Genomic DNA, 22,047 nt, shown 5'->3' with positions numbered 1-22,047 from the left:
ACGGGCCTAGCTGCGGCGCCGCGCCGCGATGATGCCCTTCTCGTAATTGATGTTCCAATCGATAAGGGTCCGCCACACAAGTTCGGCCTGATCCTCGTCAAGATCAAGGCCCAAACTGCGGTCGCGGACCTTGGCGATGATGGCCTCGATACGCACGGGGTCATAGGCCTCGTGCGGATCGGTCTTGATCTGCGCCATGCGGGTCACATAGCGATGCCGCTCGGCAAACAGGGTGAGCAATGCCTGATCGACCCGGTCGATCTCGGCGCGGACGTCATCCTTGGTTTGGCATTCGGCAGGCGGCTTGGGAGCGGTCACGGCAGGGTCCAGTCAGTTTTGCTGTTGCTGGTTTGCACCGACCGGGCTGCGATTTCAACCGCCCGGCTTGCGCAATTGGTCTATCCGGCGCTATCAAACCCGAATGTTTAGCAAGTCCGAGCTCGCCTGAAGCCCCGTCCGTGCGACGGGGCATGAATGAACCAGCTGCCCGCCGAGCGCGATGCCGTCGGGTGGTCAAGTTTGTTCGCGGATCCATGATCCGCCGCCTACAGGCATCCGACTTACAATGGACATTTCCCGAGACGAACAGCGGGTGCTGCACGCACTCGCGCAGGGCGGCCGCATTGCGCTGCTCAAAAACGACGCCGGTAAGATCACCGGTCTCGAATTCTTCAACCGCGAAGGCTGGCTGATGAGCAATTGCAGCCTGGCGCTGTTTAGGAAGCTCAAAGCCAAGAAGGCGATCAAGTCGTCCGGCGGCCAGCCGTACCGTATTACAAGGCGCGGTCTCGAGCTGGTGCGGAGCGAGTATGACAATCGGTAGCTGTAGAGCTACCGATTCTTCCGCGTGATTTGACAAATCCGGCGCCACGCCGCTGACTGCTGCCTGCAAGGGAGCCGAGCATGACCAACCAGATTCGCCTCGGTGCCGTGTTCTGGCTGCTGACCGTCGAGTTTTTCATTGCCCAGTATCTCGCCCAGCAGGCGTGGCCCGCTTATTCGATGATCCACGAGGATATCAGCAATCTCGGCCTCACAGCGTGTGGGGACCTGATTCCGGACGGCGGGGTCCCGCACTGTTCGCCGCTGCATTGGGTCTTCAACGGCGGCATGGTGCTGAACGGTGTGCTGGTCGTGCTCGGCGTCTGGTTCACCCGCACGCTTTGGCCGCGCGGCGCGATGACGACGGCTGCGCTATGGCTGCTGGCCGTTGGCGGCGGCGATGGCAGCATGCTTGTCGGGCTGTTTCCGCTGAACGTCTTCCTGCCACTGCATATGGTCGGCGCGATCCTGGCCCTCTTTGTGGCCGGCTTCGGCATGCTAGCTATGGGGACCGTGCTGTGGCGCGACTACCGGGCCTTCGCCACATACACACTGGCCACGGGCGCGGTCACCCTGCTGGCCTTCATTCTCTATGCACTCGAAATCTACCTGGGCCTGGGCCGCGGCGTCATGGAGCGCATCGCCGCCTGGCCGCACACCATCTGGTACATGGTGGCCGGCGCGCTGATCTTGCGGGGCTATTTCCGGCCTAGTGCTTCGTGACTTCGCTCAGCGCGGCAGCGATGTGTTCCCACTCGGCGCCCACACTGGCGGTGGCGCGCTTTTTGCCGGCGCGGCGGTACCAATAGTCGGCATTGCCCATGTCGGCTTCGATCCAGTGCATCAATGCATGAACCCAGTCGAATGCCTGCACGCCTTCCATCGCCTGGACGATGTTGTGCGCCTGCTCCCATTCCGGACCAACGCGCAGCTCGCCCTTCTTGAGCCACCACAAAGCCTGCAGGGCCTTGCCCATATCCTTGGGCGGCTCGGACCAGTCGAGCGAGGAGAAAATGTCAGCGGCCATCGGAGAAACCCTTGTCGGCCCGGACGCCACGTGGGGCGACGTCACAACCAATTTCAATTTGTGCATTGGCGCCAAATAAGGCGGAATGCGCTGTGGATCAAGTGGCGTGGGAGTTTGGGGTAAACTGCAGGCCGGTGCTTGCTGCCCACCCCACCCTTGATCCCTCCCCATCTAGGGGAGGTAGTCGACTGAGAGTTTAGCGGCCTCGGTGCGGCCTCCCTCCCCCTTGTGGGGAGGGAATGAGGGTGGGGGTAGCCTCACGCGCGGAACGGCGTCGCTACCACCAAGCCTTCGGCGCAAAATCCCCGCCAGCAGCTTTTTCGATAACCCGCGCCGCTGCGAACAGCGTCTCTTCGTCGAAGGGCTTGCCGATGAGCTGCAGGCCCAGCGGCAGCCCTTTGGCGTCCTTGCCGGCAGGCACAGCGATGCCCGGAAGACCGGCCATGTTGACCGTCACGGTGAAGACGTCGTTGAGATACATCGCAACCGGATCGGCGGCGAGCGCCTCGTCGCCGACACCGAAGGCGGCCGACGGCGTGGCGGGCGTCAGCACCGCGTCGACGCCGGCATTGAAGGCGTCTTCGAAGTCCTTCTTGATCAGCGTCCGTACCTTCTGCGCCTTGACGTAGTAGGCGTCGAAATAGCCGGCCGACAGCACGTAAGTGCCGATCATGATGCGGCGCTTCACCTCGCGGCCGAAACCGGCAGCGCGGGTGAGCTCGTACATGTCGGTGATATCCTTGCCGGATACGCGCAGGCCATACTTCACGCCGTCATAACGCGCCAGGTTGGACGAGGCTTCGGCAGGAGCCACGATGTAGTAGGCAGGCAGGGCATATTTGGTGTGCGGCAGGCTGATATCCTTGACCGTAGCGCCTTCGGCCCTGAGCCATTCGAGGCCCTGACTCCACAGTTTTTCGATCTCGTCGGGCATGCCGTCCATGCGGTATTCGCGCGGCACGCCGATGGTCAGGCCCTTGACGCCGCGTTCGACAGCGGCCGCAAAATCCGGCACTGCCAGATCGACGCTGGTCGAATCCTTGGGGTCAAAGCCTGACATCGAGGTCATCATGATCGCCGCGTCTTCCACCGTGCGGGCGATCGGCCCGGCCTGGTCGAGCGACGATGCGAACGCCACCACGCCCCAGCGCGAGCAGCGGCCGTAGGTCGGCTTGATGCCGACGGTGCCGGTGAAGGCCGCTGGCTGGCGGATCGAGCCACCGGTGTCGGTGGCCGTGGCACCAGCACAGAGCCAAGCCGAAACCGCCGCAGCCGAGCCGCCGGACGAGCCGCCGGGCACCAGGTTGGCATTGCTGCCTTCGGCGCGGAACGGGTTGATAACCGGGCCGTAATAACTGGTCTCGTTGGACGAGCCCATGGCGAACTCATCCATGTTGAGCTTGCCCAGCATGACGGCGCCGTCGCGCCAGAGATTGCTCGTAACGGTCGACTCATATTCCGGCTTGAAGCCGTCGAGGATGTGGCTGGCAGCCTGGGTATGGACGCCCTTGGTACCGAACAGGTCCTTGATGCCGAGCGGAATGCCTTCGAGCGAACCGCCCTGCCCCTTGGCCAGCTTTTCGTCACTGGCCTTGGCCATTGTTAGTGCCTGGTCTCCAGTCACCGCCACGTAGGCGTTGAGGCTGGGATTGGCCTTTTCGATCGCCGAGAGATAGGCGCCGGTCAGTTCGGTGGCGGTGAAGCTCTTGGCGGTGAGGCCCTTGCGGGCATCGGCCAGGCTCAGTTTCGTCAGTTCGGTCAACGGGGAATCTCGCTCAGATTGTCGCAGCGGGTGTACATGGTCACGCCGGGATTGGTGGTCGGGCCCGGCGGTTCCATGCCGCCAGACATCACCATCATGCTGTCATAGGTGGAAACCACCTGGATTTGCGTCTCGTCCCAGGGGCTGATGGACAGCGTGTCGGGATAGACTTCGCCGGGCAGTTCGCAGACGGCGTCGACGAACAGGAACCGGTTGCCCTTGCGTTCCTTCACGTCGAAGAAGTGGCAGTTGAATTCCATGCCGTCGATCCCGCGCGGGAAGCTGAGCATGGTGAAGCCCTCGCCCTCGAACAGAGCCTGGACGCCATTTTGCTCCAGCGCCTGGCAGGCTGCCGGATCGGAGACATAGACCTTGGATTGGTCGATCTGGGGTTCGACATAGTCTTCCTGCGCGACCGCCGGCAGCGACAGGGCGATAAGGACAAGTCCAACCAGAACGCGAATCATACGCCAACCTCCTGCTGCAACGGCATTTCGAAGAATGCCGACCATTCGCTATCTGGATAATCGAGGAACGGACCGCGGACCGCAAAGCCGGCGCGGGTATAGAGGCGATGGGCTTCGGCCATGCCGGGGCCAGTGCCGGTTTCGAGCATGACGACGGACAGGCCCTTGTCACGCGCCAAGCCGACAATGGCATCGAGCAGGCGCGAGCCGACGCGCTGGCCGCGCACGGAGGGGTCGGTGAACATGCGCTTGACCTCGCCCATTTCGGGCGAATGCACCTTGAGGGCACCCATGCCGATGGCGCGACCATTCTCGTCGCGGGCAACAAACAGCGTCGTATCGCTGCCAGCCATCTGCTCCACGGTCATCTTGAACTGGAATTCGAGCGGCGACAGCGGCAGCAGATGATCGTTGAGCCGCGCCACGAGGTCGCGAACGTCATCCTGCAGCGGGGTCTCGATGGCGATCGTGACGCTCATCTATTCGATCACCTTGGGGACCATGAAGAAGTTGTCTTCGCTCAGCGGCGCATTGCTGACGATCTGTTCGGGGTAGCCGCCATCAGAAATGACGTCGTCGCGGCGGCGCAGCGTCATCGGCGTCACCGACGTCATCGGCTCGACGCCATCGACATTGACCTCACCCAGCTGTTCGACGAAGCCCAGGATGGCATTGAGCTCTTCCTGGTAGGCAGCAACTTCGCCCTCTTCGATGCGAATGCGCGCCAGGCGACCAATGCGCTTTACGGTGGTGGCGTCGACGGACATGAGAACTCCAGCGATACGAGGCGTATTGATGGCGTATTAGCAACGGCGCGCCAAAAAAGACAATGAAAATGGCTGATGCGACGCATCAGACTTCCACAGCCAACCCCGCTTCCAGCGAGACGACGCCGGTCCCGTCGAGGGCGCCACGGATGGCACTAATGGCCGCGTCGATGGCGGCCTCGTCTCCGGCCAAGGCAATGAGGCGCGGCGCGGTTTCGGCCAGCAGCGCCAAACCCATGCGGGAAAGGCCCGCGCCGTCCCCGAACAGCGCCACGACGGCACTCTCCGCCCAGCGCGCCAGGGGCGGTACTTCGCCGGCAATCAGCAGCAGCGGCGGCTCACCGACCGCATCGACGAGCACTGCACCGGCTCCGGCCGACCAGACCTCGACGACCGGCAGATGATCCGCCTCATCGAGCACCCGCGGCGCCTTGCGAGGCGCCCATGCGGCCGTATCGACCAGGGCAAGCTCGGCACCAAAGCCGTGCACCACCGTATCCGCACCCGATACAAGTTCGGCCGCATCGATGCCGGCGGGTGCACGGTCAGCGTCGATCACCAGAATCGATCCGCCAATGTGTATCCGCACCGTCGTCCCGCCGAACCAGGTCAGTTTCATCCATCGTTTCCTGTCGCCAAATCCGGCTGCAGCCTATAGGACGAGCCGACCGTGGCAAGCGAGACCCCATTGACCGAAGACTTCGCCAATCCCCTCGAATCGATCCCGCCAACCGGCCGGATCATGGGCCTCGACCTCGGCACCAAGACCATTGGTGTCGCGATTTCGGATGGCATGCGCTATTCGGCGACGCCGCTCGAGATCATCAAGCGCACCAAGTTCACGCAGGATGCGATCCGGCTGGACGAGCTGATCGCGCAGAATGCCATCGTCGCCATCATTCTCGGGTTGCCGTTGAACATGGACGGATCGGAAGGCCCGCGCGTCCAGTCGACCCGGGCTTTCGCCCGCAGCCTGGCCCAGCGCATCACACTGCCCATCGCCTTCTGGGACGAGCGCCTCTCCACCAGCGCCGTGACCCGCATGATGATCGAGGCCGATTTGCGCCGCGATCGTCGCGCCGAAGTCGTCGACAAGCTGGCGGCCAGTTACATCCTGCAGGGCGCGCTCGACCGTCTTCGTCGTTGATAAGTCAACAAACGGTTGAATCCCCGGCCCCCCTCCGCTAGACCGCAGCAAATATCAGGGATGGGAGCGCATGGCCCAAGCTCGCGCCAGCAAGACCAACACGCCCGCCGGTCCGTCCGGCGACTTTCCCCCTTTCAGCCAGAAGCATCTGCTGTCGATCGCCGATCTCAAGCAACATGAGATCATCGACCTGCTCGACCGCGCCGAAGCCATGGTGCCGGTGTCGCGACAGGAGCGGAAATCGCACCCCACCCTGACAGGCAAGACCCAGATCAACCTGTTCTTCGAACCCTCCACCCGGACACAGGGTTCGTTCGAAATCGCCGGCAAGCGCCTGGGCGCGCTGGTGATGAACATGTCGGTGAAGTCCAGTTCGGTCTCCAAGGGTGAGACGCTGATCGATACGGCCGCAACGCTCAACGCGATGCGGCCCGACGTCATCGTGGTTCGCCACTCGGCTGCCGGCGCCGTGGAACTGCTGAGCCAGAAGGTTGGCTGCGCGGTGATCAATGCCGGCGACGGTGCGCACGAGCACCCGACGCAGGCGCTGCTCGATGCCCTCACCATCCGCCGCCACAAGGGCCGTATTTCCGGGCTGACGGTGGCCATCTGTGGCGACATCGCCAATTCACGCGTCGTCCGCTCCAACCTGCTGCTGCTCGGCGCGCTCAATGTCCGCACCCGCGTCATTGCCCCGCGCAACCTGCTGCCGGCGGGTATCGAACACCTCGCCACCGAGGTGTTTACCGACATGCGCCGAGGCCTGGAAGGCGTTGACGTGGTGATGATGCTGCGCCTGCAGCATGAGCGGGCCAATGGCCGCATGATCCCCTCGGTGCGCGAGTATTACCGCTTCTACGGCCTCGACACTGAAAAGCTGAGCCACGCCAAACCCGACGCCATCGTCATGCATCCGGGGCCGATGAACCGCGGCGTCGAGATCGACCCGGCCATTGCCGATGGCGTGCAATCGGTCATCAACGAGCAGGTGGAAATGGGCGTCGCCGTCCGCATGGCCGTGCTCGATGCACTTCTGCCGGCGAGGAATGAAGAATGACCCGGCCTCTTCTCATCGAAAATGCCCGCATCGTCGATCCCGCCTCGCATACCGATGCCAAGGGTGCCGTACTGGTCGAGAATGGCGTCATTGCCCATATCGCCATCGGCGGCCCCATCGGCGTGCCTGACGATGCCGTTGTGATCAACGCCAAGGGCCTGATCCTGGCGCCCGGCCTGATCGATATGCGCGTCTTCACCGGCGAGCCCGGCAAGGAGTATCGCGAAACGCTGCAATCGGCTGGCGATGCGGCAGCGGCTGGTGGTGTCACCAGCTTCGTCATGATGCCCGATACTGCCCCCGTAGTGGACGATGGCGCGCTGGTGGACTTTCTGATCCGCCGCGCCAAGGCCACGAGCAAGGTCAATGTCCTCCCGGCCGGCGCCATCACCAAGGGGCTGGCTGGGCAGGAAATGACCGAGTTCGGCCTGCTGCAGGAAGCGGGTGCCGTCTGCCTCACCGATGGCCGCCATTCCATCCAGTCGACCGCCCTGCTCCGCACCGTGATGAGCTATGCCGCCAATTACGGCATGACGGTCGTGCACCACGTGTCTGACACGAGCCTGACGGGCGACGGGGTCATGAACGAAGGGTTGTTCGCCACCATTCTCGGTCTCAAGGGCATTCCACGTGAGGCCGAGACCATCCCGCTGGCCCGCGACCTCCAGCTCGCCGCCCTTACCGGTACGAGATATCACGCCGCGCAAATCTCTTGTGCCGCCTCGATCGAGCTGATGGCAGCGGCCAAGAAGCGTAATCCGCATGTTACGGCTGGCGTTTCGATCAACAACCTGGCGCTCAACGAAAACGACATTGGCCGCTACCGCACCTTCTTCAAGCTGTCGACGCCGCTGCGATCGGAGGACGATCGCCAGGCGGTCATCGAGGGCCTGCGCAACGGCACTATCGACACCATCCATTCCGACCACGATCCGCAGGATACGGAGGTCAAGCGCCAGCCCTTCGCTGAGGCTTCGGACGGCGCCATCGGCCTTGAGACGCTGCTCGCCGCCGCCTTGCGCCTCGTTCATTCCGGCGACGTGGACCTCATGACGGTGCTGCGCGCCATGACCAGCCGGCCCGCCGATATCCTTGGCCTCGCCTCGGGCCGCATCGCCATCGGGGCGCCAGCAGACCTGATCCTGTTCGATCTCGACTATCCCTGGCAGGTCAGTGAGCGCGAAATCCGCTCGCGATCGCGCAATACCAGCTTTGAAGGCGCGCGGCTTGCTGGCAAGGTGATGCGCACAATCGTGGCCGGGCAAACCGTCCACACGCATGCGGAGGACTAAGCCGTGACCGTCAGCCTGATCTATGCCGTCGTCCTGGGCTATCTCTGCGGCTCCATACCCTTCGGCCTTATTCTGACGCGAGCCGCCGGCCTCGGCGATATCCGCACCATCGGCTCGGGCAATATCGGCGCCACCAATGTGCTGCGCACCGGCAATCGCTGGGTGGCGCTGGCCACCTTGATCCTCGATGCAGCCAAGGCCGCCGTGCCGGTGCTGATCGCGCGCTACTACTGGGGCGAAAACGCCGCCATGCTGGCCGGCATCGCCGCCTTTGCCGGCCATTGCTTTCCGGTCTGGCTCAACTTCAAGGGCGGCAAGGGTGTCGCCGTGTCGATCGGCTCGCTGCTGGCGCTGAGCTGGCCGGTGGGTCTCATCTTCTGCGCCGTCTGGCTGCTGATCGCCGTTGCCCGCAAGTTTTCCTCGCTGGCTGCGCTGACGGCCAGCGCCACCTCGCCGATCTTCGCCTATGTCATCGTCAACGAATGGCTGGCCGGCGCCGCCGCGATCATGGCGCTGCTATTGTTTTACCAGCACCGCGAGAACATCGCCCGGCTGATACAGGGCACTGAGCCCAGGATCGGCTCCGAGAAGAAGGCCTCCTAAGCCTTGGCGCCTGTAGCGGGTGCCGCATTGCTGACGCCGGCCCAACGCACCGCCTGGCTGCGGCTGTTGCGTACCGACAATGTCGGGCCAGCCACGTTCCGCCAATTGCTCAACAGGTTCGGCTCGGCCGAGGCCGCGCTGGAGGCCCTGCCCGAGCTGATGAAGCGCGGCGGCAAGCCGGTTCGGATCACCAGCCAGAGCCAGGCCGAGGATGAAATCGCTGGCCTGTCGCGGTACGGCGCGCGGCTGGTGGCGAGTTGCGAGCCAGACTATCCCGACCACCTGCACCATATCTCTGCCGCGCCGCCGCTACTGACCATGGCCGGTGGGGCCAACCTCGATTGGCACCGTACGGTCGGCATTGTCGGTGCGCGCAACGCCTCCTCAGCCGGCATCAAGATGACTCGCATGCTGGCGACCGATCTGGGCGAACGCGGCTATACCGTTGTCTCGGGCCTCGCTCGCGGTATCGACACTGCCGCCCACAGAGCAACGCTCGCAACGGGCACCATTGCCGTGCTGGCCGGCGGGTTCGACAAGATTTACCCTGATGAGAACATTCCGCTGGCGCACGATATTCTCGACCAGGGCGGCGCGCTGCTGACCGAGATGCCGCTTGGCTGGGAACCGCGCGCCCGCGATTTCCCGAGGCGTAACCGACTGGTTTCGGGTTTATCGCTTGGCATCGTGGTGGTGGAGGCAGCCAAGCGCAGTGGCTCGCTGATCACTGCGCGCCTTGCCCTGGAACAGAACCGCGACGTCTTCGCCGTCCCCGGCTCGCCGCTCGATCCGCGTGCCGAGGGGGGCAATGCGCTGATCCAGCAGGGCGCTAAGCTGATCACCTGCGCCGACGACATCATCGAGACCCTGGGTAGCGCCGACCCCGGCCGCAGCGCCCTGTTCGACCGCGATTGGGAGCCAGACCTGGCGCCAGAGACGCCACCACCCAGCGAGGATGACAAGTCTCGCCTATTGTCGGCGCTGAGTTCTACGCCGGTCGAGGTGGATGAGTTGGTGCGCCAGTCGGGCCTGTCAGCTTCGGCGATGCAGATGCTGCTCCTGGAGCTGGATCTGGCGGGGCAGATCGAATGGTCGAGCGGGCAGTTGGTGGCGTTGAAATACGCCTAGCAGAACACCGGCTCTTCATGCAGTTGCACGCCGAACCGCTCGCGCACCGTGCGCTTCACATGTTCGGCCAGTGCAGCCACGTCTGCCTGCACCGCGCCACCATGATTGACCAGCACCAGCGCATGCCGCTCTGACATCCCCACAGGACCCAGCCGGAAACCCTTGAGGCCGCTTTTCTCGATCAGCCAGCCGGCTGAGAGTTTCAACTGCCCATCCGGCTGAGGGAAAGCTGGCGCCGTGGGGAACTCGGTCAGCGCAGCCTGCGCATCAACAGGCGACACGATCGGATTCTGGAAGAAGGAGCCGGCATTGGGCGTGACCCGCCAGTCCGGGAGCTTGGAGTTCCGCAGGGCTACGACGCGATCCATGACGGCCTGTGGCGTCAGCTCGCCATCAATATCCGACAGGCCCGCAAAGTTCAGCTTGGGCACCCATGGCGTGGGCAGACGCAGGCGGAGCGACAGCACGACGTAGCGGCCCGGCTCGTGCTTGAACATGCTGTCGCGATAGGCGAAGGCGCATTCGTCCTTGCGGAAGGTGCGCTCCAGCTTGTCGAAACAGTCGTAAGCCACCAGCGACTCGAGCACATCCGCCACTTCGACGCCGTAGGCCCCGATATTCTGCACCGGAGCGGCGCCGACAGTACCCGGAATGAGGGCAAGGTTCTCGATACCGCCGAGCCCCTGCCCGACCGTCCAGGTCACCAGCTCGTGCCAGGTCTCGCCAGCGGCGGCTTCGACCAGGACGCCCTGTTCCGTCGTCTCGACCACGCGCCGGCCCTTGATCGCGATCAGTGCGGTGATGCCGTCAAAGCTGGGAGCCAGCACCACGTTGCTGCCTCCACCCAGGATACGCAGCGGCAGGCCCAGCGCCGCTGCTTCGGCGATCACTTGTGGCACCATGGCCGGCTCTGTGATGCGGGTGCCCAGGTGCGAACGGGCACTCAGCGCCAGCGTGTTGTGGGCCGAGAGATCAAAATCGGGAATCAAGGCGAGGCTCGGATCTGTCATGCGGCGCCTAAACACCATTGTTCGGGGCAGTTGAGCAATGCCCAACCGCCTCGAACGTGCATTGGGCCGGTTAACGGCCGCCTTCGATCTTGCGGTTGCGCTGACCGATACCGCCGGTGCCGTAAGGATAGTCCGACATTTCCGGCTTGCTGGCGGCGCTAAGCCTCTCGATCTCCTCACCGCCAAGGGTCAGCGAGGCGGCACCCAGATTGTCCGCGAGCTGCTCGGTCGTGCGGGCCCCGAGGATCACCGATGTCACAGCCGGCTGAGCGGCGACCCAGGCCAGCGCGACTTGGGCCATGGTGGCACCGCGTGCCTTGGCGATATCCTCGACTGCGCCGATGACCTCCCAGGTCATGGCACTGGCATTGCGCTTCTCGAACGCCTCCATGCCGCGCTTGGGGTTTTCGCCCAGCCGCGTTGCGCCTGTGGGCATCTGGTCGCGCTTGTACTTGCCCGACAGCCAGCCGCCACCCAATGGCGACCATGGCAAGAGGCCGATCCCGGCATCCAGCGAAGCCGGCACGATTTCATGCTCGATGTCGCGGACCAGCAGATTGTATTGCGGCTGCAGCGTCACCGGCGGCTGGTAGCCGTTGGCCTTGGCAATCCACACCGCCTTGGTCAGCTGCCAGCCGAGGAAGTTGGAGAAGCCATAATAGGCAATCTTGCCGTTACCGATCGAGTCATCGAGGAAGCGCAGCGTCTCTTCCAATGGCGTCAACGCGTCGAAGGCGTGCATCTGGTAGAGGTCGATATGCTCGACGCCCAACCGCTTGAGCGACGCATCGAGCGCCTCGCGCAGGTTCTTGCGCGACAGGCCCAGGTGGTTGGGCCCGTCGCCCATAGGGAAGCGACCCTTGGTGGTGATCACCAGGTCGCGCAGGCCGGTCGGCTTGGTCTTGAGCCAGCGGCCGACGATCTCTTCTGAAACGCCCGCGCTATAGACATTAGCCGTATCGATGAAGTTGCCGCCCGCGGCGACATAGTCGTCCATCAGCCGGAACGAGGTGGCCTCGTCGGATTCCGCGCCAAAGGTCATGGTGCCGAGGCAGTAGGCCGAAACAATAGCGCCGCTATTACCGAGCTTGCGATATTCCATATCAAAATCCTCCTGAAACGCCCGGCGTTGCTCAGGGACGGCGGGCGCCACGGCGCGGACCGGTCAATCAGGGAGCAATGCACAGAAAGGGCGGGCGCAGAACGCGCAGCACCATTCCTGCACATCTAGTATGGCAGTTGCAAGACGCAGAATGGCGATTGATGCGATCAATGAAATTTTCTCTCTCTAAGAGAGAGTGCATTGGCCGCCCATTTGCCCACATTGACACGGGTTCCCTGCTCCACCATGTTCCGCCACTTCTTATCGAGTGTTGCGGAACGGGTATTGGCATGAAGGTCGTTGTCGTTGAAAGTCCGGCTAAAGCCAAGACAATCAACAAATATCTGGGCTCGGGCTATGAAGTCCTGGCCTCCTTCGGCCATGTCCGCGACCTCCCCGCCAAGGACGGCTCGGTCCGTCCGGACGAAGATTTTACCATGTCCTGGGAGGTCGATACCGCCTCCAAGAAGCGCCTCGCCGATATCGCCAATGCGCTCAAGGGCGCCGATGGCCTGATCCTGGCGACTGACCCGGATCGCGAAGGCGAGGCCATTTCCTGGCACGTGCTCGACGTGCTCAAGGCCAAGAAGTCCATCAAGAAGGACATGACCGTCCAACGCGTGGTGTTCAACGCCATCACCAAAGACGCCGTCACCGCAGCGATGGCCAAACCGCGCGAAATCGACATGCCGCTGGTCGATGCCTACCTGGCCCGCCGCGCTCTCGATTACCTCGTCGGCTTCACCCTCTCGCCGATCCTGTGGCGCAAGCTGCCAGGATCTCGCTCGGCAGGGCGCGTGCAATCGGTGGCTTTGCGCCTCGTCTCCGACCGCGAAGCCGAGATCGAGAAGTTCAAGGCGGACGAATATTGGTCCGTCGAGGCTAAGCTGGCCCAGTCCGGCAAGAGCTTCCTCGCCCGCTTGTTCTCGGTCGACGGCAAGAAGACCGACAAGCTCGACATCAAGACCGGCGAGAACGCCGCCGAACTGAAGAAGCTCATCGAAGCCGGCCAGTTCAACGTCTCCAACGTGGAAAAAAAGCCGACCAAGCGCAATCCCTATGCGCCCTTCACCACGTCGAGCCTGCAGCAGGATGCCTCTTCGCGCCTGGGCCTGTCGCCCAATCGCACCATGCAGATCGCCCAGCGGCTCTACGAAGACGGCCTTATCACCTATATGCGTACCGACGCCGTGCAGATGGCCCCTGAGGGCATCGCCATGGCGCGCTCTGTCATCGGCAAGTATTTTGGCGAGGAATACCTCCCCGAAAAGGCCCGCATCTACCAGACCAAGGCCAAGAACGCCCAGGAAGCGCACGAAGCGATCCGACCCACGGACATGTTCAAGCGTCCCGAGCAGCTGAGCCTCGATGCCGACCAGTCCAAGCTCTACGGCCTGATCTGGCGCCGTACGCTGGCATCGCAGATGCGCTCTGCCGAGATCGATCGCACCACCGTCGATATCGCGGTCAACGTCCCCGCCCGCGCTGTCGAGTTGCGCGCCGTCGGCTCGGTCGTGACCTTCCCCGGCTTCCTCAAGCTCTATGGCGTTGAGGCCAAGTCGGACGAGCCGGATGACGAGGATGAAGAAAGCCGCGAGCTACCGCCGCTGGCCGTGGGCGATAAGCCCAGCCTCCAGCAGGTCGATATCGAGCAGCATTTCACCCAGCCGCCGAGCCGTTACACCGAAGCCAGCCTGATCAAGAAGATGGAAGAGCTCGGCATCGGCCGGCCGTCCACCTATGCGGCAACGCTGACCACACTCAAGGACCGCGACTATGTCCGTCTCGAGGGCAAGGCGCTGCATCCGGAAGATCGCGGCCGCATCGTTACGGCGTTCCTCGAGAGCTTCTTCACCCGCTATGTGGAATACGGCTTCACCGCCGGCCTCGAAGAGCAGCTCGACCAGGTCTCGGCCGGCGAGCTCGACTACAAGGTCGTGCTGCGCAATTTCTGGAAGGACTTCACGCACGCCACCGACGAGATCAAGGATCTCCGCGTTTCCGAAGTCCTCGATGCCCTCAACGAGCTGCTTGCCAGCCGCATCTTCCCACCCAAGGAAGACGGGTCCGATCCGCGCCGCTGCCCCACCTGCGGTACCGGCCAGCTTTCGCTGAAACTCGGCAAGTTCGGCGCCTTCATCGGCTGCTCGAACTACCCCGAGTGTAAGCACACGATGCAGCTTTCGGACGCGGCCTCCGGCCAGTCCAGCGAAGCCGCCGCAGGCGATGGCGTGCTCGGCACCGATCCGGTATCGGGCGACGAGGTCTTCCTCAAGTCTGGCCGCTTCGGCCCCTATGTCCAGCTCGGCGACGGCAAGGAACCCAAGCGAAGCTCCCTGCCAAAGGGTTGGGAAGCTGCATCGCTGACGCTGGAAAAGGCGCTGCAGCTGCTGTCACTGCCGCGCGATGTGGGCCTGCACCCTGATGGTGGCCTGCCCATCGTCGCGGGCCTGGGTCGCTATGGTCCGTTCATCCTGCATGACGGCAAATATGCCAACCTGCCCGATTTCGAGGAAATCTTCACCGTCGGCATCAACCGGGCGGTCGATCTGCTGGCCCAGAAGGCTGCCGGCGGCTTCAAGCGCGGCGGCGGCGCGGCCATCGCCGCCATCCAGACCTTCGAGCACGACAACGGCCCTATCGCCGTTCGCGCCGGCCGCTATGGCCCCTATGTCAACCAAGGCAAGATCAACGCGACGATTCCAAAGGACGTGAAGCCCGAGGATGTGACGCTGGATCAGGCTGTTGCCTGGATCGCAGCGCGAGCCGAGGCCACCGGCACCACGGTCAAGAAGGCTCCGGCGAAGAAGGCCGCAGCCAAGAAACCGGCCGCCAAGGCGACCGCCGCGAAAAAGCCAGCTGCCAAGAAGGCGGCGCCGAAGAAGACGGTGAAGGCGGAAGACGTTCCGTTCTAGGGGAGCCCCCACCCAACCTCCCCCTGAAGGGGGAGGAGCCGCGCTGGGGTTGGGACCAAATCGCAACCGATACTCGATCAGTCCCTCCCCCTTCAGGGGGAGGTCAGGTGGGGGTAGTTCGCCTCACCCCATCACGCGCTCAACCATCGCCACCCAGTTCCCCAGTGCGATCTTGCGCACCAGTTCCTCGCCATAGCCCTTGTCCAGCAACGCCTGCAGCAACTTGGGCACACCGGTGACGTCCTTGATTTCGGCGGGCATCATCGCGCCGTCGAAATCGCTGCCAAGGGCCACGCCATCCTCGCCCAGGGCTTCCACCAGCGCGTCGACATGGCGGACCATGAGTTCGATCGGTGTATCCGGGCGGAAGACCCCATCGGGCTGCAGGAAACCGGTCGCGTAATTCAGCCCCACCACGCCCTTGCTGTCGCGGATGGCGGCGAGTTGCCAATCCACCAGGTTGCGCGCATGCGGGCTGATGGCATGGACATTGGAGTGCGTCGCCACAAGCGGATGCGTGCTGATGGAGGCGACATCGCGGAAACCCGCCGCATTGAGATGGCTGAGGTCGATCATCACGCCCAGGCCATTGCAGACGCGGACCAGCTCCTTGCCAGCATCGGTCAGCCCCGGCCCGATGTCGGGATCGACATTGTGGCGGAACGGCACGCCGGTGCCAAAGGCATTGGCGCGACTCCAGGTGATGCCAACGGATCGCAGGCCAGCCGCGTAGAGCACGTCGAGCGAGCGGAAATCGGTGTCGATCGCTTCGGCGCCCTCGATGTGGAACATCGCGGCCAACTGTTGCCGGTCGATCGCGGCACGGACCTCCGCGGCCGAACGGCATACCGCCAGCGCTCCCGCCCGTTCCAGACGGAACAGTACCGATGCCATGCCATTGGTGACGGCCAATGCATCGGTCTGCGCCAGTTCCGGCGGCAGGTTCGGATCGAGGCCGGCGGTGCTGCCACTGACCTTGGCTAGGTTGCTCTTCAGCGGCGGCGGGAACATGGCGAAAAATCCGCCGGCCATGCCGGCCTGCTTCGCCCGCGGCAGATCGAGTTGACCACCCGGATTACCCTCGATGAACGACCGCTCCTTGTCGGTGCCCTCGACCTCCAGCAGCTTGAGCAAGGTGTCGTTGTGGCCGTCGAAGAAAGGAATGGCGGACAATGGGATGAACCTCAGAATCGGGCGTTTGGTCCGCCCATCCTAGCACCGGGCTCGACTGGTCCGACTAGACGCCGCGACGGGCCCTGTAGCTCCTGAAGGCCAAGAAGAGAAACACAAGGCCGAGGCCTAGTGTGAAGCCGGGCGTAGCCGAGGGCTCCGGGAACGAGCCAACCGATGCCAGCCACACCCGCATTCCAAACAAGGCCGCGCCGAAAACGGTGCAGATCACGCCGAGCAGTCCAAGAACAATGTACACGATTGCCTCCATCTGATGGTGGCGCTCAGGAAGCACGCAGCCCGCGCTCCGGCCAGTGCAATGCCCGCCGGTGCTTAACGCCCTCTCACTAATCCAAATTGGCAATCCGCACCGGATTGCCCTATCTATCCACTAACTTTTCAGAAACGACCCAATGGCCAAGCCACCAAATTCAAAACCCAAAAATCTCTCCGGCCCCAAGCGCGCCCTCAAGCCGCGGGCGTCCGAACTTCCCACCCGCGAACAACTTCTTGCCGCCCTCGCCGAACAGGCCGACATCAAGGGCAAGCGCGACCTTGCCAAGGTGTTCGGCATTCGCGGCGACATGCGTCGGCCGTTCAAGGCGATGCTGGCAGAGCTTGAGGGCGACGGCGTCATCACCCGTACCCGCAAGGCTTTACGCCGCACGGCCGCCCTGCCCCATGTGACCGTGCTCGATATCCCTGCTGATGCCGATCCGGACGATCTTCACGCTTACCCGGCACAGTGGAACGAGGAAGAGGGCGACAAGCCGCGTGTCGCTGTGCTGCAGGGCCGCGATGCCCGCGTCGTACCCGCGCCGGGTGATCGCATCCTGGCCCGCATCGACGCGGGCGAGGCCGATATCCCGGTCTATACCGCCAAGGCGATGAAGATCCTCGACAAGCCGCGCCGTGGCCAGATCGGCATCGTCCGCATGGACGACGACGGTGCGCGGCTTATCCCGGTCGATCGCAAAAACAAGGAAATGCGCATTCCGCTGGGCGACCTTCTGGATGCCAGGGATGGTGATCTCGTCGAGGTCGAGGTCAAGCTCAGCGGCCGGCTGATGATTCCGCGCGCCAAGGTGACTGTCGTCATCGGCAATCCAATGTCGGAAGGCGCTCTCAGCCTGATCGCCATCCACAATCTCGAAATCCCGTACCGCTTCCCAGCCAGTGTCATCCGCGAGGCAGAAGAAGCCCAAGAAACCAATCTCAAGGGCCGCGAGGACTGGCGCGACGTGCCGCTGATCACCATCGATCCATTCGACGCCAAGGATCACGACGACGCGGTCTATGCCGAGCCCGACGCCGATCCGACGAATCCCAAGGGTCACATCGTCACCGTAGCCATTGCCGACGTCGCGGCTTACGTCCGGCCGGGGACTGCGCTCGATCGCGAGGCCTATCTGCGCGGCAATTCGGTCTATTTCCCCGACCGCGTCGTGCCCATGCTGCCCGAGCGCATTTCCAACGAGCTGTGCTCGCTCAAGGAAGGCGAACCGCGCGCTGCCTTGGCCGTTCGGATGATTATCGGCGCCGATGGCAAGAAGCGCAGCCATACGTTCCATCGCATCCTGATGCGCTCGGCCGCCAAGCTGAGCTACCAGCAGGCCCAGGCGGCGATCGACGGCAATGCCGACGACAAGACCGGCCCAATCCTAGAACCCATCCTGCGCCCGCTCTATGCGGCCTATGACGCCATGACCAAGGCGCGGGACCAGCGTGGACCGCTCGATCTCGATCTGCCCGAACGCAAGATCGTGCTCGACGACAAGGGCATGGTGAAGGATATCCGCATTCCCGAACGTCTCGACGCGCATCGGCTGATCGAAGAGATGATGATCGCGGCAAACGTTGCCGCCGCCGAGACGCTGGAACAGAAGAAGACACCGCTGCTCTATCGAGTCCATGACGAGCCATCGTCCGAGAAGCTTCAGGCATTGCGGGACTTCCTTGGTTCGCTCGATCTCTCGATCAAGAAATCGGACAGCGTTCGCGCCAGCGACTTCAATGGCATCCTTGGCCAGGCCCGCAAGGCGGGGAACGTCGAGCAGGTTTCGGAAATGGTACTGCGCTCGCAGGCCCAGGCCATCTACGACAACGAGAATGTCGGCCATTTCGGGCTCAATCTCGATCGCTACGCCCACTTCACCTCGCCGATCCGCCGCTATGCCGACCTCATCGTGCATCGCGCGTTGATCAAGGCTTTGGGCCTCGGCGACGATGGCCTGACCGAGAATGAGGCCCTCAAGCTGCCCGGCATCGCCCAGCACATCTCGGCCACTGAGCGGCGGGCCATGAATGCTGAGCGGGAAACCGCCGATCGCCTCCTGGCGCAGTTCCTGGCCGCCAAGATCGGCGCCAAGTTCGAAGGCCGCATTTCCGGCGTCACTCGCTCGGGCCTGTTCGTCCGCCTGCTCGAAACCGGCGCTGACGGCTTTATTCCGGCCTCGACCCTGGGGCAGGACTATTATCGCTACGTTGAAGAACGGCAGGCCATGATCGGCGACAAGACTGGCGAGAAGTTCGCGCTTGGCGATCGCGTCACCGTCCGGCTGCTGGAGGCCGCCCCAGTGGCTGGGGCCCTGCGGTTCGAGCTCCTGTCGGAAGGCGCACGCGTCAATCCGTCATCTGTGAGACGGGAGAAGAAGCGCCCATCTAGGTCTTACGGTCCAAAGGGCCGCAAGAAGAGGTGATGTGATGCCAGGTAAGGCTCTTCCCCAACGCAGCGTCGGTCAGGCCATGTGGCGCGGCACACTCTGCAAATGTCCGCATTGCGGCCAGGGCAAGATGTTCCGGGCCTACCTCAAGGTCGCCGATCATTGCGATACCTGCGGCGAGCAGCTCGACCTGCACCGCGCCGACGACTTCCCGCCCTATATCGCCATCATGATCGTCGGCCACCTGCTGGTCGGCATAATGCTGCATATGGACATGGTCTGGCACGTCGACCCGTTGACCTATCTCTACACCCTGATCCCGCTTGCCGTGATCATGCCCCTGGCCATGCTGCCATCCATCAAGGGCGCCATCGTCGGGCTGCAGTGGGCCAACGGCATGTATGGCTTTGGCACCGGGCAGCGGGACTAACTCTGCCACGCCTCGTGGTTCGAGGGTCGCTGCGCTCCCACCTCACCATGAGGCTACTGGAGCGCCGAATTTAACGTAGCCCTCATGGTGAGGTGCGAGTTCTTCACGAGCCTCGAACCACGAGGGCGTGGCACGGTGTGAGAATACACTGCGGCTTGACTTCCGGGCCAAAATCCGTAGGTTGCGGCCAAATTCCGGCGCCGGGGATTCCGCGGCGCCTTTTGTATTGTGAGGACTGACCATGGCCAAAGCCGCTTCCGTCAAGATCAAGCTCGTGTCGACGGCTGATACTGGCTACTACTACGTCACCAAGAAGAACGCTCGCACCCAGACCGAGAAGCTCTCGTACAACAAGTACGATCCGGTTGCCCGCAAGCATGTCGAGTTCAAGGAAGCCAAGATCAAGTAATCTGGCGCCTGCTCGATACCGAGAATCGAAAAGCCCCGCATCGATGATGCGGGGCTTTTTGTTGCTCTGTAACGGGAGCGGGAACCTGAGGCGATCTGGCGTCGCAGCATGTGAGCATTTTGCCCTGGTATGCGGCGTCACATCGAATGTGGAGTGGCTGGTCCGGAGCGGCATGTCGAAGAGGCCACTCTGTCCGCTTCCGGACCAACCGCCCTACGGGACTCAGGAGTTGCGGCGGACCTGAGACGAGCCGTAGGGAACCTTCAGCGCACTCTTTGGGGGTGCGTGCTGGTGTTGAAGGCAACCTACTCTCAGTCGCTGGAAACTCAAGGAAATCCGGGCCTTTCAGCCTGGCAAACCTTTGTTAATTATAACGAATAACCCTAACGCGTCCAATTGCGCCGGGTTTCGCAAGGGCAGCCGTTCCGATCACGCCGCGTCGAACACGACCCGGTTCCGCCCCTCGCGCTTGGCTCGATAGAGCGCGACGTCGGCCCGCTTGATCAGCGATTCCGGCGTATCGGCCTTGCTCTCGTTGAGCGTCACCCCGGCCGACACCGTCACGGATAGCGGCCTTCCGTTACCGACCTCGAACGCGCGGTCGGAGATCGATTGCCGCACCCGCTCGGCCACCATTTCGGCCTGGCGGAAATCGGTGTCGGGCATCAGCACGACGAATTCTTCGCCGCCGAATCTGCAAGCAAGATCAACGCCGCGGATGTTCCGCTTCAACCGGGCCGCGAACTCCTTAAGCACGGCATCGCCGATGTCGTGACCCCAGGAATCGTTGACCGACTTGAAGTGGTCGATGTCGAGGATCATCAGCGCCATATCGCGATCCTGGCTCTGCGCCTTGCCCAGCATGACGCCCAGATGGCGATCGAAATAGCGGCGGTTATAGAGCCCGGTCATGTCGTCGGTCACGGCCAAAGCCATGGTATTGTTGACGCTTTGCCGAAGCTCCAGGGCGTAGCGCTGACGCCGTATCTGCGTCCGGACGCGGGCGGCAAGCTCGTTGCGCTCCACGGGCCGGGTGATGAAATCGTTGACCCCCAAATCGAGGGCTCGCACCACCTTGGGCTTGTCGCTCTCGTCGGCGACCAGAATGATGGGCAGATTGCGCGTGTGCTCGAGCGTGCGAATCTGGGAGCAGACCCGTAGCGGGTCGAAATCGGTCAATGCCATGGCGACTAGCGCCAATTCGTAATGCGCGCCAGTGACTTGGAACACGGCATCGGCCGGCTGAGTCAAGATATCCACGTCGTGCTCGGGCGTGAGATAACTCTTGATGCGCTCAGCATGGCGCTGATCGGTATCGACGACCAGAATGGAGCCGCCCTTAGCTGTAATCTTGTCCATCGAGCGCAAGGCATCTTCGATAGCGATCTGTTGCCCGGTCATGGCGCGAGCGCGTAGTTCGTCGGTGAGGGATTTGAGACGCACCAGACTCTTGACGCGTGCCATCAGCTGCATGTCGTCGACCGGCTTGGTCAGGAAATCGTCTGCGCCGACCTCGAGGCCCTTTACGCGGTCGGAGGGCTGGTCGAGGGCGGTTATCATCAGGACAGGGACGTGATGGGTCTTTGGATTGGCCTTGAGCCGCCTGCAGACCTCGAACCCGTCCATGTCGGGCATCATCACATCGAGCAGGATGATGTCGATGTCCTGGCTCTCACAGATGGCAAGCGCCTGCGGACCCGACGACGCCGTTACGACATCGTAGTATTCAGCCGTCAGCCGCGCCTCGAGCAGGCGGACATTGGTGGGAATATCGTCAACGATCAGAACGCGCGCGGTCACTCAGAGCCCCAGAACCAGTACACCGGCCCGTGGCGTCCACCATCGGGCATCGAGCGGCTTGATCACGCAGGCCGAATACTCGGCTCTGGGTGCTCAGGCTGGTCCAATGTAGCGGGCAATAGTTTCCAGAAAGTGAGGCACCGAGATGGGTTTACTGATGTAACCCTCGCAACCGCCTTGCAAAATCCGCTCCTCGTCGCCCTTCATGGCAAAGGCAGTGACGGCGATGACCGGGATATGGGCCAACTCGTCGTCGTCCTTGAGCCACTTGGTCACAACCAGCCCGGAAACCTCGGGTAGTTGGATATCCATCAGGATCAGATCTGGATGGTGGGCGCGAGCAAGATCAAGCGCTTCCATGCCATTGCGGGTCTGGATGACGGAGTAGCCGCGCGATTCGAGGAGATCATTGAAGAGCTTCATATTGAGCTCGTTGTCCTCGACGATCATTACAGTCTTGGGCATTGATCCTTCCT

Annotated in this window: 23 protein-coding genes; 11 read left to right on the top strand and 12 right to left on the bottom strand. The window is 63.0% G+C overall.

Annotated elements, in window-relative coordinates; translation table 11 throughout:
• Positions 1 to 6: 6 nt before the first annotated feature.
• Positions 7 to 318 (bottom strand): chorismate mutase, encoded by a 312-nt coding sequence (locus IM737_RS02220; RefSeq protein ID WP_236897974.1) that lies wholly within the window; start codon positions 316 to 318, stop codon positions 7 to 9.
• A 247-nt stretch (positions 319 to 565) separates the two neighbouring features.
• Here IM737_RS02220 and IM737_RS02215 point away from each other — a divergent pair, with 247 nt between their 5' ends.
• Positions 566 to 823, top strand: coding sequence for a YjhX family toxin (locus tag IM737_RS02215; protein WP_236897972.1), 258 nt, complete (start codon positions 566 to 568; stop codon positions 821 to 823).
• Between the two features lie 80 nt (positions 824 to 903).
• Positions 904 to 1,545 (top strand): DUF998 domain-containing protein, encoded by a 642-nt coding sequence (locus IM737_RS02210; RefSeq protein ID WP_236897970.1) that lies wholly within the window; start codon positions 904 to 906, stop codon positions 1,543 to 1,545.
• On the opposite strand, the gene IM737_RS02205 is transcribed toward IM737_RS02210, so the two are convergent.
• From IM737_RS02205 to IM737_RS02180, 6 genes are all read right to left on the bottom strand, one after another.
• On the bottom strand, positions 1,532 to 1,849 hold the full coding sequence (locus IM737_RS02205) for a hypothetical protein (protein ID WP_236897968.1): 318 nt from the start codon (positions 1,847 to 1,849) through the stop codon (positions 1,532 to 1,534). The two genes, IM737_RS02210 and IM737_RS02205, sit on opposite strands and share 14 nt — an antisense overlap.
• A 277-nt stretch (positions 1,850 to 2,126) precedes the next feature.
• Entirely contained in the window at positions 2,127 to 3,611 is a 1,485-nt protein-coding gene (gatA, locus tag IM737_RS02200; protein ID WP_442874160.1) for an Asp-tRNA(Asn)/Glu-tRNA(Gln) amidotransferase subunit GatA, read from the bottom strand.
• Positions 3,608 to 4,078: a hypothetical protein gene (locus IM737_RS02195; protein WP_236897966.1), complete on the bottom strand. Its 471-nt coding sequence runs from the start codon at positions 4,076 to 4,078 to the stop codon at positions 3,608 to 3,610. Before IM737_RS02195 ends, gatA begins: the two co-directional genes overlap by 4 nt.
• Positions 4,075 to 4,557, bottom strand: coding sequence for a GNAT family N-acetyltransferase (locus IM737_RS02190; protein ID WP_236897964.1), 483 nt, complete (start codon positions 4,555 to 4,557; stop codon positions 4,075 to 4,077). The genes IM737_RS02195 and IM737_RS02190 overlap by 4 nt, the downstream gene beginning before the upstream one ends.
• Entirely contained in the window at positions 4,558 to 4,845 is a 288-nt protein-coding gene (gene gatC / locus IM737_RS02185; RefSeq protein ID WP_236897962.1) for an Asp-tRNA(Asn)/Glu-tRNA(Gln) amidotransferase subunit GatC, read from the bottom strand.
• Positions 4,846 to 4,930: 85 nt separating this feature from the next.
• A complete protein-coding gene (locus tag IM737_RS02180) occupies positions 4,931 to 5,464 on the bottom strand; it encodes a hypothetical protein (protein ID WP_236897960.1) in 534 nt (177 codons plus the stop codon).
• 51 nt (positions 5,465 to 5,515) lie between these two features.
• On the opposite strand from IM737_RS02180, the gene ruvX reads away from it, so the two are divergent.
• From ruvX to dprA, 5 genes are all read left to right on the top strand, one after another.
• Positions 5,516 to 5,992, top strand: a complete 477-nt coding sequence (gene ruvX / locus IM737_RS02175; protein ID WP_236897958.1) for a Holliday junction resolvase RuvX — start codon at positions 5,516 to 5,518, stop codon at positions 5,990 to 5,992.
• A 70-nt stretch (positions 5,993 to 6,062) separates the two neighbouring features.
• Positions 6,063 to 7,049, top strand: coding sequence for an aspartate carbamoyltransferase catalytic subunit (locus IM737_RS02170; RefSeq protein ID WP_236897956.1), 987 nt, complete (start codon positions 6,063 to 6,065; stop codon positions 7,047 to 7,049).
• Positions 7,046 to 8,341 carry a dihydroorotase gene (gene pyrC / locus IM737_RS02165; RefSeq protein WP_236897954.1) on the top strand — a complete coding sequence of 432 codons (1,296 nt, stop codon included), beginning with the start codon at positions 7,046 to 7,048 and terminating at the stop codon, positions 8,339 to 8,341. Before IM737_RS02170 ends, pyrC begins: the two co-directional genes overlap by 4 nt.
• A gap of 3 nt (positions 8,342 to 8,344) precedes the next feature.
• The gene (gene plsY / locus IM737_RS02160; protein WP_236897952.1) at positions 8,345 to 8,944 is read left to right on the top strand and encodes a glycerol-3-phosphate 1-O-acyltransferase PlsY; all 600 of its coding nucleotides are present in this window, start codon (positions 8,345 to 8,347) and stop codon (positions 8,942 to 8,944) included.
• Positions 8,945 to 8,947: 3 nt separating this feature from the next.
• Positions 8,948 to 10,072: a DNA-processing protein DprA gene (gene dprA, locus IM737_RS02155; RefSeq protein ID WP_236897950.1), complete on the top strand. Its 1,125-nt coding sequence runs from the start codon at positions 8,948 to 8,950 to the stop codon at positions 10,070 to 10,072.
• Here dprA and murB read toward each other — a convergent pair.
• The gene (murB, locus tag IM737_RS02150) at positions 10,069 to 11,082 is read right to left on the bottom strand and encodes a UDP-N-acetylmuramate dehydrogenase (protein WP_236897947.1); all 1,014 of its coding nucleotides are present in this window, start codon (positions 11,080 to 11,082) and stop codon (positions 10,069 to 10,071) included. The two genes, dprA and murB, sit on opposite strands and share 4 nt — an antisense overlap.
• Positions 11,083 to 11,152: 70 nt before the next feature.
• Complete coding sequence (locus tag IM737_RS02145; protein ID WP_236897945.1) at positions 11,153 to 12,184, bottom strand: aldo/keto reductase; 1,032 nt, start codon at positions 12,182 to 12,184, stop codon at positions 11,153 to 11,155.
• A 290-nt stretch (positions 12,185 to 12,474) separates the two neighbouring features.
• Between IM737_RS02145 and topA the strand changes: the two genes are divergently transcribed.
• On the top strand, positions 12,475 to 15,099 hold the full coding sequence (gene topA, locus IM737_RS02140) for a type I DNA topoisomerase (protein WP_236897943.1): 2,625 nt from the start codon (positions 12,475 to 12,477) through the stop codon (positions 15,097 to 15,099).
• 123 nt (positions 15,100 to 15,222) lie between these two features.
• Here the strand turns inward: topA and IM737_RS02135 are convergent, their stop codons facing one another.
• On the bottom strand, positions 15,223 to 16,272 hold the full coding sequence (locus IM737_RS02135) for a dipeptidase (RefSeq protein ID WP_236897941.1): 1,050 nt from the start codon (positions 16,270 to 16,272) through the stop codon (positions 15,223 to 15,225).
• A gap of 410 nt (positions 16,273 to 16,682) precedes the next feature.
• Here IM737_RS02135 and rnr point away from each other — a divergent pair, with 410 nt between their 5' ends.
• From rnr to rpmG, 3 genes are all read left to right on the top strand, one after another.
• Entirely contained in the window at positions 16,683 to 18,968 is a 2,286-nt protein-coding gene (rnr, locus tag IM737_RS02130) for a ribonuclease R (protein WP_236897940.1), read from the top strand.
• Between the two features lie 4 nt (positions 18,969 to 18,972).
• Positions 18,973 to 19,362 (top strand): DUF983 domain-containing protein, encoded by a 390-nt coding sequence (locus IM737_RS02125; RefSeq protein WP_236897939.1) that lies wholly within the window; start codon positions 18,973 to 18,975, stop codon positions 19,360 to 19,362.
• A gap of 241 nt (positions 19,363 to 19,603) precedes the next feature.
• Positions 19,604 to 19,771 carry a 50S ribosomal protein L33 gene (gene rpmG, locus IM737_RS02120; protein ID WP_236897938.1) on the top strand — a complete coding sequence of 56 codons (168 nt, stop codon included), beginning with the start codon at positions 19,604 to 19,606 and terminating at the stop codon, positions 19,769 to 19,771.
• 429 nt (positions 19,772 to 20,200) lie between these two features.
• Here the strand turns inward: rpmG and IM737_RS02115 are convergent, their stop codons facing one another.
• Both IM737_RS02115 and IM737_RS02110 read right to left on the bottom strand, forming a co-directional pair.
• Positions 20,201 to 21,571: a PleD family two-component system response regulator gene (locus IM737_RS02115; protein WP_236897937.1), complete on the bottom strand. Its 1,371-nt coding sequence runs from the start codon at positions 21,569 to 21,571 to the stop codon at positions 20,201 to 20,203.
• Between the two features lie 93 nt (positions 21,572 to 21,664).
• Positions 21,665 to 22,036 carry a response regulator gene (locus IM737_RS02110; RefSeq protein WP_236897936.1) on the bottom strand — a complete coding sequence of 124 codons (372 nt, stop codon included), beginning with the start codon at positions 22,034 to 22,036 and terminating at the stop codon, positions 21,665 to 21,667.
• Positions 22,037 to 22,047: the final 11 nt, after the last annotated feature.

Origin of the sequence: Devosia sp. SL43 (assembly GCF_021729885.1) — a bacterium.
In the GTDB taxonomy this organism is placed as follows: Bacteria; Pseudomonadota; Alphaproteobacteria; order Rhizobiales; family Devosiaceae; genus Devosia.
This window is presented reverse-complemented; position numbering and strand designations above follow the sequence as displayed.

Coding starts and splice junctions, on each gene's coding strand:
- IM737_RS02180 (WP_236897960.1), bottom strand. CDS start 5,464: ATGAAACTGACCTGGTTCGGCGGGACGACGGTGCGGATACACATTGGC.
- IM737_RS02205 (WP_236897968.1), bottom strand. CDS start 1,849: ATGGCCGCTGACATTTTCTCCTCGCTCGACTGGTCCGAGCCGCCCAAG.
- IM737_RS02190 (WP_236897964.1), bottom strand. CDS start 4,557: ATGAGCGTCACGATCGCCATCGAGACCCCGCTGCAGGATGACGTTCGC.
- topA (WP_236897943.1), top strand. CDS start 12,475: ATGAAGGTCGTTGTCGTTGAAAGTCCGGCTAAAGCCAAGACAATCAAC.
- IM737_RS02215 (WP_236897972.1), top strand. CDS start 566: ATGGACATTTCCCGAGACGAACAGCGGGTGCTGCACGCACTCGCGCAG.
- IM737_RS02110 (WP_236897936.1), bottom strand. CDS start 22,036: ATGCCCAAGACTGTAATGATCGTCGAGGACAACGAGCTCAATATGAAG.
- murB (WP_236897947.1), bottom strand. CDS start 11,082: ATGACAGATCCGAGCCTCGCCTTGATTCCCGATTTTGATCTCTCGGCC.
- IM737_RS02210 (WP_236897970.1), top strand. CDS start 904: ATGACCAACCAGATTCGCCTCGGTGCCGTGTTCTGGCTGCTGACCGTC.
- rpmG (WP_236897938.1), top strand. CDS start 19,604: ATGGCCAAAGCCGCTTCCGTCAAGATCAAGCTCGTGTCGACGGCTGAT.
- IM737_RS02145 (WP_236897945.1), bottom strand. CDS start 12,184: ATGGAATATCGCAAGCTCGGTAATAGCGGCGCTATTGTTTCGGCCTAC.
- rnr (WP_236897940.1), top strand. CDS start 16,683: ATGGCCAAGCCACCAAATTCAAAACCCAAAAATCTCTCCGGCCCCAAG.
- pyrC (WP_236897954.1), top strand. CDS start 7,046: ATGACCCGGCCTCTTCTCATCGAAAATGCCCGCATCGTCGATCCCGCC.
- IM737_RS02170 (WP_236897956.1), top strand. CDS start 6,063: ATGGCCCAAGCTCGCGCCAGCAAGACCAACACGCCCGCCGGTCCGTCC.
- IM737_RS02125 (WP_236897939.1), top strand. CDS start 18,973: ATGCCAGGTAAGGCTCTTCCCCAACGCAGCGTCGGTCAGGCCATGTGG.
- gatC (WP_236897962.1), bottom strand. CDS start 4,845: ATGTCCGTCGACGCCACCACCGTAAAGCGCATTGGTCGCCTGGCGCGC.
- IM737_RS02195 (WP_236897966.1), bottom strand. CDS start 4,078: ATGATTCGCGTTCTGGTTGGACTTGTCCTTATCGCCCTGTCGCTGCCG.